Source organism: Fibrobacter sp., assembly GCA_017503015.1.
In the GTDB taxonomy this organism is placed as follows: Bacteria; Fibrobacterota; Fibrobacteria; order Fibrobacterales; family Fibrobacteraceae; genus Fibrobacter.
In genome coordinates, this window is record JAFVTX010000022.1 from 10,369 (window position 1) to 28,958 (window position 18,590).

Consider the following 18,590-nt stretch of genomic DNA (forward strand, 5'->3'; position numbering starts at 1 on the left):
TTTCGTTGTGTTGAATGGGTGATGCTAAAACCGGCATTGTCATTCCCCGCTTGACGGGGAATCTTTGTGCCGATGATCATAAACCATGACAAGGGGAGGGGTGTTATGCGGTCTCGCCATGCAAACAACCGTCAGCTCCCGGATCGCTACAATCAAGGAGATTTGTTTGGTGGCTAAACGCCATTACTTCCATTTCTGGCTTGATATAGTCTTTCTTTTTGTTTTCCTGATTCATGGTTACTCCTATTTAATTATAACTCTCTTGCCGTTGTGGTAGTAGGTTCCCTTGGTGGTGGGCTTGCCGTTCAGCTTGCGGCCCTGCAGGTCGAACCAGCGGTCCATGCGGATTTCGCCGGTGACGGTGTTCAGGGTGCCACCTCCGATGGACTTGCCCTCGCTATTCACGATGATCACATCCATGGTTTCGGGAAGTTCGAAGGAGGCTTTGCCGATGGCGGATTTGGGCGAAGAATTGCCTTCGTTGTAAACCAGGTAGGCGCGCATAGGCATGGTCCAGGCTCCAGAGCCGACCTTAACGAATTCACCAATCTTAATGCCGTCATTGTTTTGTCCGGCAAAGCCGTAGGCCCGACCGATTAACTGAAGCGAGTCTGCATACTCGATGTAGCGGTATGTTCCACGGAATTCCCAGTTGCCGAAGGTGACACTATGGGATTCCGGTCCTGTGGTGGTGTTCAGGTTGAACTGAGCCTGGTTGAAAGACAGGGTGGGCTGAGATGCTTCCAGTAGGTACGGGGTGTTTGCTGTCAGGTTGTCATTGTCATCAATTTGGGTGACAACAGCGGTTTTCCATTTGCCGTCAACTTTTTCAAAACCTGTAAGCTGGTAGAAGGTTGCGCCGTCCACATTGCCGGCCTTGATGGAGAAGGGCAACATGATGGTGGAATAGGAACCTGTATTGAAAGTGCGTACGAGATTCACCGCGTCAACCTGAATGTCGTTGTCGATAACAGTTTCCACCTTTTCTCGGAAGTTGCCGTTAATGTGGGCGGTGGTGCCTTCTTCGGTCTTGACCACGGTGACGGCGCCGTAATTGGTTTCGCTGTAGTTATAGTAGGGGAGAGCCTTGTCGTCAACAACGTGCCAGGCATAGCCCAGCAGTTTGGCAAGTTCTTCGGCGGTTTTGCCGATGCCGCTTATGCCCTGGTCGGTTCCGAACGCTGTCGAAGTATAGTAACTGTTGGTGACGGTACTCCAACTGCCGAAAGTGTTTGAATATTCCATATGCATGGTGACGCTGGTTGGGTTAAACAGGCTATTCTCTATAGAGAGTGTTGCAGTAGAATTACCTTCGCCGACAAAGCCTCCGTTTCCTTTCACGGCCTTGCTTTCCTGGTAAAGCCCTCCGTTAAAGACGCTGTTCTTGATAATCACATTGGCGTCCCTTCCGACTAGTCCGACAATGCCGCCGTGATTTCCGTGGGTAACATAACCTCCATTATTATTTGCCGTGATGCTTGCAGAAACAATGACATTGGAGATGACGGTGTTGCCTTTTGCATGGCCTACAAGGCCGGCGACAAACCTACCGTAGCAATAGTCTACACCATTTTTGGGGCTATTCCAGGACCTTGTATATACATTTCCGTTGACATGTAGGCTCTTGATGGTAGCCCCGTTGATATAGCGGAACGGCCCGATAATGCTGATGGCGTTGTTTTTGTCTCCAATGGTGACGGTAAGGGTGTGGCCGTTGCCATCGAAGGTTCCGGCAAAGTAGTGCGCGGTGGAATCGCTGCCAATCATGCTCGTAACGGAAATGTCGCTTGTCATTTTCAGGAACTTTCCGTCGAATGTCTCGCCCTGCCTTACCCTATATCCGACAGTCTCCCAATCCAGGTCTGTTGCTATAATGTATGGGTCGCCTTCTGTGCCCTTGCCCTTGAGACTGCCATACACTTCGATTTCTATTGTGTCGGCACCCGCAAAATCCCCGGTCCCCGTCACAGTGACTTCGTATATTCCGTTGTCCGTAATGGTGGGTAGCTCGAAGGTGTAATCGCTACCTTCAACCAGCGGGTTACCATTGAAATGGACTACGGGAGTAATGAACGAAATGCTGTCTATTGAATACAGATTATCTTCATCAATTCCCGTTACATCTGCCGCAATGTAATAACGTTCACCATCCGCTGCGGTCACTGGAGCGGCCTTGTAAATTCGTGACGGTACATTCACGTAGGCCCGATTTCCTTGTGATTCGTCCCAGATTTTGAAGGAAGTGTAGTAGCAGTTATTAAGGGTGAACTGTTCTGCGTTTGCCGCCCTGACAAAATTGTTGCTTGTCGATTGGATGGATCCAGAAACACTTTCAGGTTTGAAAAGAATGTTGTCCAGGTAGGCTTTCGCACCGTTGCTGACCCAGCCAACGATTCCGCCATAATTGGTTGCTGATTTGCTTCCCAGCAGGGAACCTGCAAAGTAAGAATCCTTGATGGCGATGCTATCTGATGCGACCTGACCGACCAGTCCGCCGATGGAGCCGTCGCCTGAAACGGTTCGCGTGATGCTTACATCGGAGTGGCAGTTTACTATGGTTACTGCAGCTCCGGACCTGGCAGTTGCGCGCCCCACGATGCCGCCGGCGTACTTGCCGTTCGTTACAATGGACCCGGAAGTATGCAGGTTCCTAATTGTCGCACTGGTGGCAAAACTGAATGGAGCCGCATTGTCGCCGACAGGATTTTCTTCTGTTCCGTAGCTGATGGTTATCGTATGGTTACCGCCATCGAATGTTCCGTGGAAACGGTTGTCGCCGTCGATAATACCCACCATGGTAGAAACCGCTATATCGTTTAAAAGTTTAACGAACTTGCCTCCATAGGTTTCTCCGTTCGTGACCCTGAGGGCAAAATTGTCCCAATCAGAGGCATTGGCTATGGTATAGGGGCTTTCTGCGGTCCCATTACCATCCAGTTCGTTCGTAACCTTGAAGGTTGCAGAGATGGAACCGGCGTAGTCTCCTATGCCGCTGATTCTCAGCGTGTATTCGCCGGGTTCGTCCATGGTTCCAGTGACGACTTCTCCATCCTTGAGAATGTCAACGATGTAGTCGCGCCCTTGTGTGAGAGAGACTTCGTCCGCCTTGACCACCGGATTGATACTTGCGGTCGAGGTTCCCGCATTGTATTGGGATTTATATCCGCTCAAGGTCGCCGTCTGCGTCAAATAGTAAACGTTCCCGTCAAATAGTAAGAGTTTCTTCATCAAATCTGTTTCAAGAACGGCAGCGTAAACTTTCGTTCCCTTTTGGGTTCCTGTCGTGACAATGTAATTGCTGCCGATACCGTCAGACGGATCTATCGTGTAGTAGCATTTATCGATATTTAGGGATGTCATTGTCTTTCCGTCGGTTTTGAGCGCTACCGGATGGAACTTGCCGCCTCCCGTGTAAGAACCGCTTGTAATGGCCCCGTTAATCAATAGCGAGGATCCGTCGCTCCAGCCCAGGAGACCTCCCGCATATGTGCTGCCACCGCTGATGGTACCGTTGAATACGCTGTTTGTGATAGTGAGGGAAGAAGTCTTTCCGTGGGCCACGATGCCGCCCACATGGGTTCCTCCGGCGATTTCTGCAGACACGGTAACGCCCGAAATGACATTTGTCCCGCTGAGAGCAAAACCCACAAGTCCTGCGGTATGGGAGGCGCCCTCGGCAGTCCCTGTCACGGAGCCGGTAACGGTCAAGTTCTTGATGGTGGCACCTGCAATGTAGCGGAAGGGTGCCGCACCTTGCTTGTTTTTACTTTCGACGATGCTTGCCGTGAGGGTGTGGCCATTGCCATCGAAAGTTCCACTGAATGGGTGGGCAACGCTATCGCTAACCGCAGTGTTGATGGCAATATCAGCATCAAGCCGCAGGAACTTGCCACTGTAGGTTATGCCTTCGGAAACGAACCCTGCAAAGGAATTCCAGTCGGCTGTACTGGCAATGATGTAAGGGCTTTCTTCGGTGCCTTCGCCATCGAGTTCCGTGATTACACTGAAGACGGCGGATTCCATCGTTCCCGTGTAAGTTCCCTGGCCATGGATAACCATGGTATAATCGCCTGTGCGCGTAATACTTGCCGTTTCTTCTTCGGAGCTTTCCGCCTTGTATGTGACCGTGTAGTCTGTGCCGAGGGTCAAGGCGTCCCCGGCAAATTCGACAATCGGTTCAGGCGTCGTCGCGGATTCGATATGATAATAGGGTTGAACATGCAAATTCACTGTTTGGGGACAGTTATAATAGACTTTGCCGTCAGGAGCGTTCACCACCTTGCAGATTTTGTTTTCCGGGATTGTTTCTTGCACCCGTTCGCCCTGTGCTTCTCCGAACGTCTGCGTGTAATAGCAGTCCTTGATGGTCAACCATGACGAGGAGTAATTTGCGGCCCTGGCAAGAGTCTTGCTGCTGCTTGTGCCCATGGTGACAGATGCTGGGGCGAATAGGCAACTTGTCATGCTGAGTTTGGCGGCGTAGTCATTTGTATTTAACCAGCCAACAAGGCCTCCTGAACTGGAAGTGGCCTCCCCAAGGAGTGAACCCTTGAAATAACTGTTGGTCATGGAAATCTGGCCGGCTGCAATATTGGCAACGAGACCCCCGTGAGTACCGTCACCCTCGGCACTGGAATGAATCGCCACTTCGGAGCCGCAGTTCGCGATATTTGTGCTGCCCTGGCTGAATCCGACGATGCTAGCAGCGAATTTCCTTGCCGTGTAAAGGTGTCCCGCAATGCGCAGATTCTCAATGGTCGCTCCGGTTACATAGCGGAATGGTGCGGCATAGAGCTCGGAAAGGGGATTTTCTTCGCTGCCGTATGCGAGCGTAATGGTGTGTTTTTTGCCATTGAACGTCCCGCGGAATACGTGCGTAGCGTCGCCGACCATCGTAGAAACTGTAATGTCTGCGGTGAGTTCAAGGAACCTGCCTTCGTAGTTCTCGCCTTGGAGATGCCACTTGGCAAGAGAGTTCCAGTCTGCTTCGCTGGCGATGATGTAGGGGCTTTCTTCGGTGCCTTCGCCTTCTAGGCTCCTGATGGCTACGAAACTGGAAGAGGTCATGGAACCGGCGTAGTTTCCGGTGCCATGCACAATCATAACGTAATTGCCTTCGGCTTCGATGGATTCCGTTTCTTCTTCGGACCCTTCCGCCTTGTAAGTTACGTAGTAGTCTGTGCCGAGAACCAACCCCACCCCGTCGTATTTCAAGGATGTGGGTGCTGGCATTTCCGAAGATCCGAAGCCGTAATAGGCGGCAACAGTCATTGCAGGAGATTTTTCGCAGTAGTAATAAGTCTTGTTGTCCGGGGCGTTTACCACCTTGCAGATTTTGTTTTCTGGGATTGTTTCTTGCACCCGTTCGCCCTGTGCATCTCCGAACGTCTGCGTGTAATAGCAGTCCTTGATGGTCAACCATGGCGAGTAGTAATTTGCGGGCGCGGCCCTGGTAAGAGTCCTGCTGCTGCTTGTGCCCATGGTGACAGATGCTGGGGCGAATAGGCAACTTGTCATGCTGAGTATGGCGTTGTCATTTGTATTTAACCAGCCAACAAGGCCTCCTGAACTGTAAGTGGCTTCCCCAAGGAGTGAACCCTTGAAATAGCTGTTGCTTATGGAAACTTGGCCGGCTGCAATATTGGCAACGAGGCCCCCGTGAGTACCGTCGCCCTCGACACTGGAATGAATCGCCACTTCGGAGCCGCAGTTCGCGATATTTGTGCTGCCCTGGCTGAATCCGACGATGCTAGCCGCGAATTTACTTGATGTGTAAATGTCGCCGCTTGTGTGCAGGTCCTTTATTGTCGCTCCGTTCACATAGCGGAATGGTGCGGCATAGAGCTCTGTAAGGGGCTCTTCTGTGTGGCCGTAGGCTAGGGAGATGGTCTTGTTGTTTCCGTCAAATGTTCCCTGGAATTTGTTGGCGTCAGTCCCGACCATTGTGGAGACGGTTATGTTTTCGGCTAGTTTAAGGAACTTGCCTGCATAAGTCACGCCATGAAGAGTCCACTGGGCAAGGGAGTTCCAGTGTGCCTCGCTTGCGATGATGTAGGGGCTTTCTTCGGTGCCTTCGCCCTGTAGCGGCTTGATGACAGCGAAACTGGGCGATTCAAGCTTTCCGACAAAGGGGCTTACTCCGTGTACGACAACCGTGTAAGTTCCTTCGCCATCGATGCTTGTCAATTCTACTTCGGAACCTTCGGCCCTGTATTTGAGCGTGTAGGCGTCAGGAGTGAGGGTTGCTCCGTTATAGGAGACAACTGCACTAGGGGTAATCGGGTCAGTTCCCAGAGTGTAATGGTCTTCGACTGCGATAGTGTTTGACTCTGGACGAGTGTAATAGATGTTGTTGTCGACCGCAGTCACAGCGGCGTTGAGCCTGTTTGCCTCCGGTTCGGCATAGACTTGTGTTCCAGTTGCGGCTATATATGCCACTGAAATTCCTTGGGAAGGCGCGGTTGTGTAATAAGAGGTTGATTCTTCGGAGATGGACATTTCCTTATTCATGTCACGGACAGCCACGGGATGGAATTTCCCGGGGCCCGTATAGGTGCCTGTCGTGAGGTTGTTCGACAGTGTGAGCGTAGATCCGTCGCTCCAGCCCAGGAGGCCCCCGGCAAATTCGCTGCCGCCGCTGATGGTGCCGGAGAATACGCAGTTTCTGAGTGTGAGACTGGATGACTTTCCGTGGGCCACGATGCCACCGACATGTGTGCCGCCTGCGATTGTCGCCGATACGGTGACGTCTTCAATGGTGTTGTTTCCACTCCAGGCGAATCCCACGAGGCCTGCGGCATGGGCGACCGTGCTACGGGCTCCTGTGACGGAGCCTGCTACCGTAAGGTTCTTGATGGTGGCTCCCGATATGTAACGGAAAAGTGCTGTTCCCTGCATGCCTTCGTAGTCGTCAATGGCTGCGGTGATGGTTTTGCCGTTACCATCAAAGGTGCCTGCGAAGGGGCGTCTTTCGGCATCGCTGACGGTAGTGGAGACTGAAATATTGGCGGTCAACTTAAAGACCTTGCCAGAAAAATCGTTGCCGCGGCTGACGGCTATGGCGAGGCGGTCCCAGTCTTGTTTGCTTTCAATCAGGTAGGGGGATTCGTTTGTGCCGGAACCTTCTGTGACGGTGCCAGCTGATGTGGTAGTTCCAGTTCCTATGGTCAGGGTAGAATCGGAAATGGAACAAGATTCATTTGCATCACTGCAGGTGAATCCATTGATGAACATGCTGCCGTTGTAGTCAAGCTTGATGGTTCCGTTGGACCTGTAATAGTTTGTGCGGTTATACTTAAGGCCCCAGGAGTAAACGCTTATCCCGTTCTCGTAGGTGCTTGTGGGATTGCCTTCGATAAACGATACGGCATCGTGGTCCGTCACCATGGATTCGATGGCGCGTGTGGATTCTGCTTGCCCTGCAATGTCGGCTCCGGTGGGAGAATTTAATTGTCCGATTCCGCCGGTTCCAAGAGATTGGGGATAGAAACTGTTGAATACTGTTCCGGTACCTTTTCCTCCGGCAATAGCGCCAACAAGCGAAGTTCCTTTCACTTGTGTTCCAAGGTAGAGGCTGTTGTGGACGTTGCCACTGGAAAGGTTTCCCACTATACCACCAAAGTTTTGGCATGTTATCCCTTCTGAGCAAACTACTGATGCTTTGGAAATACCGCCTTTTACACTTCCGGTAAGATTGGTACCGACAATGCCTCCGTGGCCATCAATAAAGGTTGAACCACTGCCGATTCCGATTGTCGTATTGTCCACATAGATATTTTCGATGGTTCCCACGTTACGTCCAACGACACCGCCCACGTTGTCGTTCCCGTTGAAAATGCAACTTTCGATTTTTAGATTTTTAATGACGGCGGCATCAGTGGTGTGGCCGAAGAGTCCGGTACCGAGATCGTCGTTGTGGGTAACGGCGATATTGGAAATGGTTTTGTTGTTTCCATCAAAGGATCCTGCAAAGCCATGGCCTATGCTGTGAATGTTATCAAAATTGCCAATAGGGGTGTAGTTGTTCCCGTCCGCGTCTCGAGTGACAGTTGAAAAATCCAAGTCGTTTGCCAGTTTAAAGTATGCGCCTACGTAGGTGTTGCCGCTGTTGACATCTTCCGCCAGTTGGGCCATGTCGCCCGTGCTGGTAATCAGGTACGGGTCGTTCTCTGTGCCGCTACCTGACCAGGCAAAGGCCTGGGCGGCCATGATTAGAGCAAGGATGGAAACTAGACGGGTGGATGGTCTGGTAATCATAACATTACCCCTTCGATAAAGTTCTTTTCCGTTATGTTTTCTGTAAAAATAGCAAAACAAAATGCCTTGCCCGTATACTTTTCCGCCTTGGTCCTGTAAACTCCTATAAAAGCGAGTCTCTTGAAGCGAGCAGGTCCGAAACCAGCCCCCCGTAGTCCGCTTCGGCTCGGTTCCTTAGGAATTCCGTCAAGGAGGCTGCCTTTTCGTACAGTGGCGTGAGGGCGAGGTTCCCGAGGGCACCTTTCAGGGCGTGGGCCGCTTCGAAGGCTTCGTCCAAGTTCCCGCTTTCGATGGCGCTCCTGAGTTTGTCGAAGTTCTTGTCGGCAAGCATGACGCCCACGAGTTTCAGGTAAAGGGCCTCGTTTCCCATGCAGCGGGCAAGCCCTTCTTCGGTATTTGCCCCAAAGGCTTTCAGGGATCCTATGGAAATCATGCGCCCTTCCTGCGTTCAAGTTCCTTCTCGATGAACTGCGCGAATTCTTGTGGAGCCACGGGCTTCGAGAAGTAGTACCCCTGGATAATCTGGCAGCCCATCTTTTTCAGAGTGTTCAGCTGGGAATCGGTCTCTACGCCTTCGGCCACGGTGGGCACGTTCAGGAACTTGGCGATGTCGGTGACCAGTTCTACAAGCTTCATGTTCCGTTTGTCCTTTTCCATGTTGCGGATAAACGACATGTCGATTTTCAAAATATCGATGGGGAGGCTCGTTATCATGTTGAGGGAGGAGTACCCGGAGCCGAAATCGTCCATTTCGATGCGGAAGCCCTTCCTGCGCAGGTTCTCCACCATTTCGATTAACCTCTTGGCGTTTTCAGAATAGGCACTTTCGGTGATTTCCAGCAGGTATTCTTCGGAAGAGAGCCCGTTTTCCTTGAGAATGCCGTCCAGCTTGGCTTCGAGAGTTGGGTCCAGGATGTCGATGCGGGATACGTTCACCGAAACGGGCACGGTGATTCCATACTGTTCTTTCCATTTGCGAATCTGGATGGCTGCCTCGTTCCAGACAAAGTTGTCCACTTTCTGGATAAGCCCGTTGGATTCGAAAAGCGGGATAAAGTCTCCAGGGTTGATAAACCCGAGCTTCGGGTGAATCCAGCGGATTAGCGCTTCGGCACTGGAAAGCCTTGGGGAGTCCCCTTCGATATTGTACTTTGGCTGATAATAGACCTTCAGGTCCTTGTTGGCAATAGCTTCGGGCAAGTCGTGGATGAGTGTTTCCTCGAAGACCTGCCTTGCGTGGATTTCGCTGTCGTAGCGAGCAATGGAACGGGTGTAATCCCCGCGAATCTGGTCGCAGGCAATCTTTGCCCGGTCGAACCACGCTTCCGCCTCTACGTCCTTGGCCACATTTTCCCAGAGCCCGCAGCGTATGCGTATGTTGTTCATCTTGAAGTCGGCGAGCACGCTCTGGATAGCGTCGTAAACGTTCCTGTAGCCCTCCTGGTGGGCGGCGTAAATGTAGAACGTGTCTGCGTTTGACCGGCAGGCAATGGCTCTCATGGACGGAAGTTCCTTTTCCAGTGCTTCAGCAATCTTGGAAAGCAACAGGTCTCCAAAGGGCCTTCCGCAGAATTCGTTGACCAGGTGGAACCGCTCGATGTCGATGACCAGGGCGTCCCGGCAGGTGTCGCTGTCCCAGTGCTCGATCTGGCGGATGTATTCGAAGAAGTAGTCCTGGGTGTATAGCCCTGTCACGGCATCCCTTTCGGTCTGCTTGATGAGGTTCTTGTCCTCGAACAGTTCGATGATTCGTTCACAGCGGGCAAGTACCACCTCGGGCAGGTCGAAGGGTTTCTTGATAAAGTCGGCGGCTCCCAGTTTCAGGCTCCGTACCTCGGATTCCTTTTCCGAGGTCATCACGATGACAGGAATGCGCTTGAGCGTTTCATCTTCGGAACGCCTTTGCAGGAAAGCGAAACCGTCCATGACGGGCATGAGCAAGTCCAGAAGCACCAGCGAAAAGTCCGAGTCGGCCCCTGCAAGGATTTTCAGGGCATGCTCCGCATTGTCGGCGTAACTTACCGAGTACTCCGTAGAGAGAATGTTTCCGAGGATTTCCCGGTTGACAATCTCGTCGTCTACAATGAGAACGTTTCTCTTGATGGTCCTGTTCTGTCGAAATTTCTTCATCGGGTTTCTCCGTTATGAAAGTATCGTTTCCAGGGTCTCGAAAAGGGCTTCTGGTTGGATCGGTTTTGAAAGGTGGGCGTTCATGCCCGCCTGCAAACTTCGCTGCACGTCTTCGTCGAAGGCATTTGCCGTAAGTGCTATTATAGGAATTTTCTGGGCGTCTTCGCGGTCTAGTTTGCGGATGGCAGCGGTTGCCTCCAGGCCGTCCATTTCGGGCATGCGGATGTCCATGAGAATGGCGTCGTAATAGCCCGCGGGGTGTTCGCTGAATTTTTCCAGGGCGATTTTCCCGTTGGTGGCTATGTCGGTTTGTATTTCCCGCATGGCCAGCACGTTTTCCATGATTTGCGCATTCACGTCGACGTCTTCGGCAAGCAATATGCGCTTGCCCCGCAGGTCGGCCTTCTTGGGGCTGCCCAGGAGGGCGTTCTGTTTTTTCTTGAGGACTTTCTTGAATTCATCCAGCAACGCCCCCGTGAAGATCGGCTTTGCAACAAAGCTGTCGACGCCTGCCCGAATGGCTTCGTCCAGGACATCGTCCCAGTTGTAGGCGGTAAGGATGATGATTGCCGACTCGTCGCCGGTGGTGGCGCGGATTTGCCTTGTCGTTTCCACTCCGTCCATTTCGGGCATTTTCCAGTCTATGATAATCAGGTTGAAGGGCTCCCTTCGTCCGTGGCGCAGCTTGACCATTTCAACGGCTTCCTTGCCAGACTTTGCCGTCTCGGTAGTGATGCCCGCCAGTTCAAGCACAAGCCGGGCATGCTCCAGGGCCACGGGGTCGTCATCGACTACAAGTACATGCAGTTCATTTAGCCGAACATTGATATCCCCATCGGATGAATGGCTCCTGTGGGAATCTTGCAGGGTAACCGTGATGGTAAAGGTGGTGCCCCGGCCCTTTTCGCTTTCCACCTCGATGTTTCCGTTCATCAGTTCCACGATGCTCTTGGAAATGGCAAGGCCAAGGCCCGAACCGCCGTACTTGCTAGAATTGTCCGTGTTTTCCTGGGCGAAGGAGTCAAAAATCTTTGGCAAGAATTCCTTGCTCATGCCGATGCCCGTGTCGGAAATGACAAAGCGGAGCGTTGAATTCCTTTCGAACGAGGCAATCTTTTCTACGCTCAGGTCGATGCGCCCGCCCTTGTTGGTGAACTTGACCGAATTGCCGAGGATGTTGATGAGCACCTGGCGGAGTTTCATGTCGTCGCCAATAAAGTATTCGTCTATCTGGCCCGCAAGATGGCAGTTGTACCTGAGTCCCTTTTCTTCGCACTGGACGCTGAACATGGTGTTCACCTGCTCCATGAGTTTTGAGAAGGAGAACTCCTCCTTTTTCAGGGTGAATTTTCCCGCCTCGATGCGGGACATGTCCAATATTTCGTTGATGAGTTTTAACAGGTGTTCTGCCGAGCCCCCAATTTTCGTGAGGTAGTCCCGCACTTTGTCCGAAATGTCCGGCTCGTGAAGGGCCAGGTTGTCGAGGCCGATGATGGCGTTCATGGGAGTGCGGATTTCGTGGCTCATGTTGGAAAGGAATATGGTCTTCGCCTTGTTGGATTCTTCTGCCACCTTCAGTGCTTCGGATAGGGATTCCTGCTTGATGCGGTCCTTGGCTTCCTGGATTTCGTGTTCCAACCGTATTCTTGTGTTGCGCCGGATCTGGACAATGACAAAGGCGAACATGCCGACCAGCACAAGTGCGGTAAGCCCAGAAAGGCACTGGCCACGGAAGATGATTCCCGAAGAAATGGACCCGATTTGCTCGCTGATGATACTTTCACGGATAAGGTAGGTAAGCATCCAGTCCGTGTTGTGCACGGGTACATAGTACAGCGTTTCCCGGATATTGTTATAGGTGAATGACACTACGCCCTCCTTATGCTGGGCGAAATCTTCTTTCACTTTTTCGAATGAGTATCCGGTATCGTAATTTGCCCGCTGGACGGCGTTCAGCAGGTTGTCTTCGCTGGCAAGGCCTCCCAGCACCATGTTGGTGAGGGAATTGCCGTCCTGGGTATAGATGTTGCAGAAGGTGGCGTTGTTCTTTTCGCCCTGCAAGGAAAGTCCGTCGATCAGGCTGGGAACGCTTATTTCCATAAAGCACACCACGAGAATCCGGTTTTCGAGAGGAAGCCTGTCCACGGGGATGGCTATAATGACGGTCTTGTTCTCTGCATCCACGTTCTTGATTGATATTTCGGGTTTGGTCAGGTGGTTGTAGTCGATATTGTAAAGTTCGATGTCGGTCCGGGTTCCGCGGGAGGTGTAGATTAGTCCCGTGGTATCGACGAAGGCAAACTTTTCGAGGCCATAGAGCTGTTTCATGCGGGCCTGGTACTTCTGGAGCCTTTCGATGCTATTGAGGTCTTCTTTCTCGATTAGGCCTACGGCGATGCCCATGTCGCTTATGTAGTTGGCAAGCCTTGCGGCCACTACCTGCTCGCGGCGTTCGGCCAGTTCGTTCAGGTACAAAAGGCTTACGCTCCGGACGGCCTTTTCGGTATCGGCGCTGGCACTCCTGCCATTCCAGAAGGTGCCTGCAACCAGGATGATTGCCGCAAGAAAGGTACCGATGATGGCTACGCGCATTACGCTAGCCAGTTTTTTACTATCCATGAGATGGACCTCCGACTACGGGAATTATAACAAAAGCCACTCCGATGGGGTGGCTTTTGCGGTTAATAGCCCTGTTTTTCTCTGGTTTAAACAACCCTGGATGCTTCGGCGCCGCCCCAGCTTGCGATGGACGGGCGCTGTCTTGCGGAGTCGTGTCCAGCGCTGTCATCCCCGCCCCGCATCAAGTGCGGGGTAAACTCCGGCGTGTCATCCTGAGCGGAGCGCAGCGGAGTCGAAGGATCTAGATCTGAATTACTTCACACCGATGAGGCTCAAATCGCGCACGGCGCCCTATGATGACCGCTCGGCTCTATCGCAAATAAGAACCTACGACCTCGCCTCGCTCTCGCCTTCGACGACTCGTTAATACGAGTCGCCTACGGCTCACGGGTTTATTTCACTCCAATCAGAGACAGGTCGCGCACCGCGCCCTTGTGAGCGACTAAGCCCCAAGCGTTAAGCTGGGGCGGTCGCGAGAGTGAGAGATTCTTTACTTGATGCCAATCAAGGAAAGATCTCGAACGGCTCCTTTATCAGCAGACGATGCCATCGCGGCGTATGCCTGCAGAGCCTTGGACACAACGCGGTCGCGGTGTTCCGGCTGCCAAGCCTTGGCGCCGCGGGCTTCCATTTCCTTGCGGCGGGCGGCCAGCTCGTCGTCGGTGAGCTGCACGTTGATGCTGCGGTTCGGGATGTCGATTTCGATGACGTCGCCCGTGTGCACGAGGCCGATGTTACCCTTGTTAGCGGCTTCCGGAGAAGCGTGGCCGATGGAGAGACCGCTGGTACCGCCGGAGAAGCGTCCGTCGGTAAGGAGGGCGCAGAGCTTGCCCAGGTGACGGCTCTTGAGGTAGCTGGTCGGGTAGAGCATTTCCTGCATGCCGGGGCCACCCTTCGGGCCTTCGTAGCGAATCACAACCACGTCGCCCGCCTTCACCACGTTCGGGTCGAGAATGCCCTTCACGGCATCTTCCTGGCTTTCGAACACCACGGCGGGGCCGGTGAACTTGAAGATGGATTCGTCGACGCCGGCGGTCTTCACGATGCAGCCGTCAATTGCGAGGTTACCGTACAGAACAGCGAGGCCGCCGTCCTTGGTGTAGGCGTGTTCGCCGTCGCGGATAGCACCCGTGGCGCGGTCGAGGTCGTGGTCGGGGTACATGAAGTTCTGCGAGAAGGCGACCAGGTTGTACTTGCGGCCCGGGCCTGCGAGGTAGCGCTGCTTGGCTTCTTCGCTGGGGTTGCGCTTGAGGTCGTTCACTTCCAGGGCTTCGCCCATGGTCTTTGCGTGGACGGTCTTCGCGTCCTTGTGGAGGAGTCCCATGCGGTCCAGTTCACCGAGGATGCCCATGATGCCACCGGCGCGGTTCACGTTTTCCACGTGGATGTTGTGAACGGTGGGGGCCACCTTGCAGATGCACGGCGTGTTGCGGGAAAGGCGGTCGATGTCCTTCATGGTGAAGTCCACACCCGCTTCCTGAGCGACAGCGAGCAAGTGGAGCACGGTGTTAGAGGAACCGCCCATGGCGATGTCGAGGCGCATGGCATTTTCGAAGGCTTCCTTCGTGGCGATGCTACGCGGGAGGATGCTTTCGTCATTCAAATCGTAATACTGGTGGCAGAGTTCCACGATGCGCTTACCGGCAGCTTCAAACAGCTTCTTGCGTTCGGCGTGGGTCGCGACGATGGTGCCGTTGCCAGGGAGGCTAAGGCCTAGCGCTTCGGTCAGGGAGTTCATGGAGTTTGCGGTGAACATGCCGGAGCAGGAACCGCAAGTGGGGCAGGAGTTCGCTTCGATGGCGGCCACTTCCTCGTCGCTGATGGTGTTGTCGGCGGAATCGATCATGGCGTCAATCAGGTCGAGGGCGCGGTCCTTGCCGTCCTTCGTGGTCACGTGGCCGGCTTCCATCGGGCCGCCGCTCACGAAAATTGCCGGAATGTTGAGGCGCATGGCGGCCATGAGCATACCCGGAGTCACCTTGTCGCAGTTGGAGATGCACACGAGGGCATCGGCGCGGTGGGCGTTTGCCATGTATTCGGTGGAGTCTGCAATCAGGTCGCGGCTGGGGAGGCTGTAGAGCATGCCGTCGTGGCCCATGGCGATACCGTCATCGACCGCGATGGTGTTCATTTCCTTCGCGACACCGCCCGCGGCTTCAATCGCGCGGGCGACCACCTGGCCTAAGTCCTTCAGGTGAACGTGGCCCGGAACAAACTGGGTATAGCTGTTCACCACGCAAATCACCGGCTTGCCAAAGTCTTCCACCTTGGTTCCTGTTGCGTGCCAAAGGGCGCGTGCACCGGCCATTTCACGGCCTTCCATAGTCTTGAGCGAACGAAGTTTCGGCATAATATAGTCCTTGTGTTTAAAAGATGTCATCCCTGCAAGAGAATGTCATCCTCGTGAGAGAATGTCATCCCCGCCCGTTCGGCTTGCTCAGGGCAGGCTCCGGCGGGGATCCCCTTTACGTTGCACGATAATGTAGCAAAAAGCAGGCCCACAAAAAAACACCCGCCTTGCGGCAGGTGCTTTATGGAGGTTAATGTTAAAAGATTAGTACTTGTCCTTCAGCACTTGCGGACACTCAACTTCCCTATAGGTGTGCTTGGGGTTGCCGGCTGCTTCCATGAAGTTGGCCAGGAACAGGCATCCTTGCTTGGCTTGAGAGTCGCTTCCGAAGGACGTGTTGCACTTGTTGACCAAGCATTCCTTGCGCCTGGTATAAATTTCCTGTTCGGATCCGCTATATCCGGCTTCGTTTTCGCAGACGCTCAAAAGTCCACCATAGCGTTCGCCCATGTTTCCGCTCCAACCCATCAGGGAACTACAGCCGTCAAACGCTCCATATCCACCGCCCGGAATCATGATGTCGAATTGCTGGTGGTTCACATCGTAGCCAATGTTGGAGGCCATGACGATGAGTTTCTTGCCTTTGAGTTTTTTGTGGTTCAATATGGTTTCGTACTTGCCCTCACCAGTGAAGGAAAGTTCGAAACACCTACCGCAAGCAGCATTCGTCGGAACGGCTGCGAATGCAAAGCCTATATTGTCGCATCCGTTAATGGTAAACGGAATCTGGCTAATGCATGTTGCCATAGGGCCACCATCACAGACACTCTTTGCACCCCAGTCAGTCGACTTCGTAACGCCCTTGTTTGAACACTGGCTTGCAAGGTTCTGCGTGTTTTCCTTCCAGGAACAACTGGGCTTGCAGCAATCCCAATAACGGCTAGCGAAACCACTGCCAGAATCACCACCCTTGGCGACAATATTCGGACAGCTTCCGCTCTGCTGGCTTGTGGAACTCGGCGTCTGTTGCTTACTGCTGGAACTCTTGGGCTTGGAAGAAGAACTCTGGCCCGGGTTCTGGGAAGCACTGCTTTGCGGGGTCACAGTACCGCCGCCCATGCTTTTGCAATCTTTGCCAGTCGGGTCATAATAACAATTCATGGTGCAAGACTTGTCGTAGGCGTACTGTTCGTCGTGGGGGCCTTTTTGGTTGTCGTAATAGGCGACACATTTGCCCGAAGGTGCGTCGTAGCACTGACCGTCACACTGTCCGCTCTGTTGTGCGGCAGCAGAGGAGGTGGGGGTATTGTGGGTTCCGCTGGAGTTGGAACTGGTGCTGGCTGCACTGTTACCGCCAGGATTGGTTCCAGGATTAGTTCCCGCAGATGTCGGGTTGGTTCCGCTTGCAGAAGATGCTACAGCGGGTGCATCGGGATTTTCAGCGATGATTTCGCCATTGTCGCCGACGACATTGCCGCCTTCGTCGACGGTGCCGATGTTGTTGCCCTGGATGTCCGTGACAGTGCCATCGTCAAATTCCACCATCTTGGTGCCGCCGTTGGTTTCAATGATTTTTGCCTGAGGGCGTTCGTTCAAATCAACACCGGTCAGGAAGGTCTCACCTTCGTTGGTGACGATACTGCCTTCGGAGAATGTTCCAAAGACGTTCCACTGAGAATCATAAACCGTTCCGTCTTCGGCGATATAAAGGTTTTCATTGGGTCCGATGTCAATAACATGGACATTTTCGGACATTCCGGAAAGAGCGCCCATGGGCACAGTAGTGCTGTCAGTACAATTCCAAGCCAACAGGAGTGCTCCCGTCAGCAGCAAGGTTTTAAAGAACGGAAATTTCATGTTACCTCTCTTATACCCATCACCCGGCCCTAAAAATATAATAATGTGGCCGAAATGGCTTGTAAAAAGAATTTTGGGGTGACAGAGGTCAATAAATTAGGCCGTTTTTGGGCCGGTTTTTGCTTACATTTTTGTGTTTTTGAACAAAAGTAAGCGTTTTTTTACGCGAGATTAGGAGATCCTCGTGATTCTATCGCCACCGCGTGGCTCCAGAATGACAGCGAGGATGACAATCCTAGCCCCTAGATCCTAGCCCCTAGATCCTAAATCCTAACCTCTAGCAACCAAATTGTCCAGGAACAGACGCTGGGCCTTGGAGTCGTACATGACCACGTCGTAGAGTTCGCCCAACTTGCCGGTGCGGGATTCTACCATAAGCCCTGCGAGAGAGCCTTTTTCGGTGGGGAGGAACGCTCCCTTGCCGTCGGGAGATTCCTTGAATTCCAGGTAGCCTTCGGATACGTACCAGTCACGGATTACTTTGTAGTAAATACGTTCTGTGTTGGGGCCAATCAGGGCGTTGAGACGCCGTGCTATCTCGCTTACCGGTATGGGAGTTTCGTCAATGGGGTAGTTGTTCAGTTCTTCTGCAGAAACGTGGAATTTTTCACGGGTCTTGCGAGGGAAGTTCCCTTCTTCGGCATCGTCTTTGTCGGCTTGGTTGGATCTACGGCTTGCAAAGCGCTCGTTGGCGATGTCGATACATTTTTGGAGGTTGTCCAGCACGTACTGTTGGGCCTTTTCCCAGCATTGGGTATAAATGTTGTGGTGGCCCCGGAGGTCCGATTCCCCTTTTTCGAACCCGTAAGATTCTCCGAGCTCCGTGGGCAGGTTCGCCTCGGTTCCGTTTTCGGTCATCTGCCGGGCGAGGATGCCCTGCTGAACCAAGAAGTTGGCCACGTCGGCGTAGAGCAGGTGGTTCATGTTCACGCCTGCAGGGATAAGTTCGTTGATGTTGCGGACCACGCGGGAAATAGAAACAGGGTAGTCGAAGAAACGGTATTTGCTGATAGATTCGGGGGCAATAGAAAGGGGCTGCTTGGGGGCCTTGGGGGCCTTGGGTGCGGGCTTGCGGGGGGTGGTTACGGGCGCAAGTTGTTCGTGGTTCAACTGTTGTTGCAACAGGGATGCCACATAGGCAAGGCACTTGCTGATTCGTTCCTGCTTGCAGGAGTCCCCTTCGGGGAGGATTTCGTCGGTGAGGGGGTTGATGCCGCAAGACAATTTGCGCAGGTACATTTCGGCACGTTCGATAATCGCATTTTCAGAAGCCATATTTTACTCCTAGTATATTCCGGGTCACCTCTAAAAATTCATTTTCAAAAATTTGGCTGCAACACATCGCGCAGTTTCGTCACTCAAAGTGGTAAAGACCTCCAGTATTCACCACTTTTCGTTCCTGCCTGCGCTCGGTTTCGCTCAAATTCTTTTTATCAAA

7 protein-coding genes are annotated in these 18,590 nt (G+C 53.1%); all 7 read right to left on the reverse strand.

The window, feature by feature from the left end:
• Positions 1-243: 243 nt before the first annotated feature.
• Positions 244-8,256 (reverse strand): hypothetical protein, encoded by an 8,013-nt coding sequence (locus IKB43_04015; protein ID MBR2469304.1) that lies wholly within the window; start codon positions 8,254-8,256, stop codon positions 244-246.
• A gap of 103 nt (positions 8,257-8,359) precedes the next feature.
• Positions 8,360-8,689 carry an Hpt domain-containing protein gene (locus IKB43_04020; GenBank protein MBR2469305.1) on the reverse strand — a complete coding sequence of 110 codons (330 nt, stop codon included), beginning with the start codon at positions 8,687-8,689 and terminating at the stop codon, positions 8,360-8,362.
• Entirely contained in the window at positions 8,686-10,386 is a 1,701-nt protein-coding gene (locus IKB43_04025; GenBank protein ID MBR2469306.1) for an EAL domain-containing protein, read from the reverse strand. Before IKB43_04025 ends, IKB43_04020 begins: the two co-directional genes overlap by 4 nt.
• A 12-nt stretch (positions 10,387-10,398) precedes the next feature.
• Complete coding sequence (locus tag IKB43_04030) at positions 10,399-13,005, reverse strand: response regulator (GenBank protein MBR2469307.1); 2,607 nt, start codon at positions 13,003-13,005, stop codon at positions 10,399-10,401.
• Positions 13,006-13,495: 490 nt separating this feature from the next.
• On the reverse strand, positions 13,496-15,355 hold the full coding sequence (gene ilvD / locus IKB43_04035) for a dihydroxy-acid dehydratase (protein MBR2469308.1): 1,860 nt from the start codon (positions 15,353-15,355) through the stop codon (positions 13,496-13,498).
• A 204-nt stretch (positions 15,356-15,559) separates the two neighbouring features.
• Positions 15,560-17,152 (reverse strand): glycosyl hydrolase family 5, encoded by a 1,593-nt coding sequence (locus tag IKB43_04040; GenBank protein MBR2469309.1) that lies wholly within the window; start codon positions 17,150-17,152, stop codon positions 15,560-15,562.
• Between the two features lie 270 nt (positions 17,153-17,422).
• Positions 17,423-18,427, reverse strand: a complete 1,005-nt coding sequence (locus IKB43_04045) for a hypothetical protein (GenBank protein ID MBR2469310.1) — start codon at positions 18,425-18,427, stop codon at positions 17,423-17,425.
• Between the last annotated feature and the right edge of the window lie 163 nt (positions 18,428-18,590).

Coding starts and splice junctions, on each gene's coding strand:
- IKB43_04015 (MBR2469304.1), bottom strand. CDS start 8,256: ATGATTACCAGACCATCCACCCGTCTAGTTTCCATCCTTGCTCTAATC.
- IKB43_04020 (MBR2469305.1), bottom strand. CDS start 8,689: ATGATTTCCATAGGATCCCTGAAAGCCTTTGGGGCAAATACCGAAGAA.
- IKB43_04025 (MBR2469306.1), bottom strand. CDS start 10,386: ATGAAGAAATTTCGACAGAACAGGACCATCAAGAGAAACGTTCTCATT.
- IKB43_04030 (MBR2469307.1), bottom strand. CDS start 13,005: ATGGATAGTAAAAAACTGGCTAGCGTAATGCGCGTAGCCATCATCGGT.
- ilvD (MBR2469308.1), bottom strand. CDS start 15,355: ATGCCGAAACTTCGTTCGCTCAAGACTATGGAAGGCCGTGAAATGGCC.
- IKB43_04040 (MBR2469309.1), bottom strand. CDS start 17,152: ATGAAATTTCCGTTCTTTAAAACCTTGCTGCTGACGGGAGCACTCCTG.
- IKB43_04045 (MBR2469310.1), bottom strand. CDS start 18,427: ATGGCTTCTGAAAATGCGATTATCGAACGTGCCGAAATGTACCTGCGC.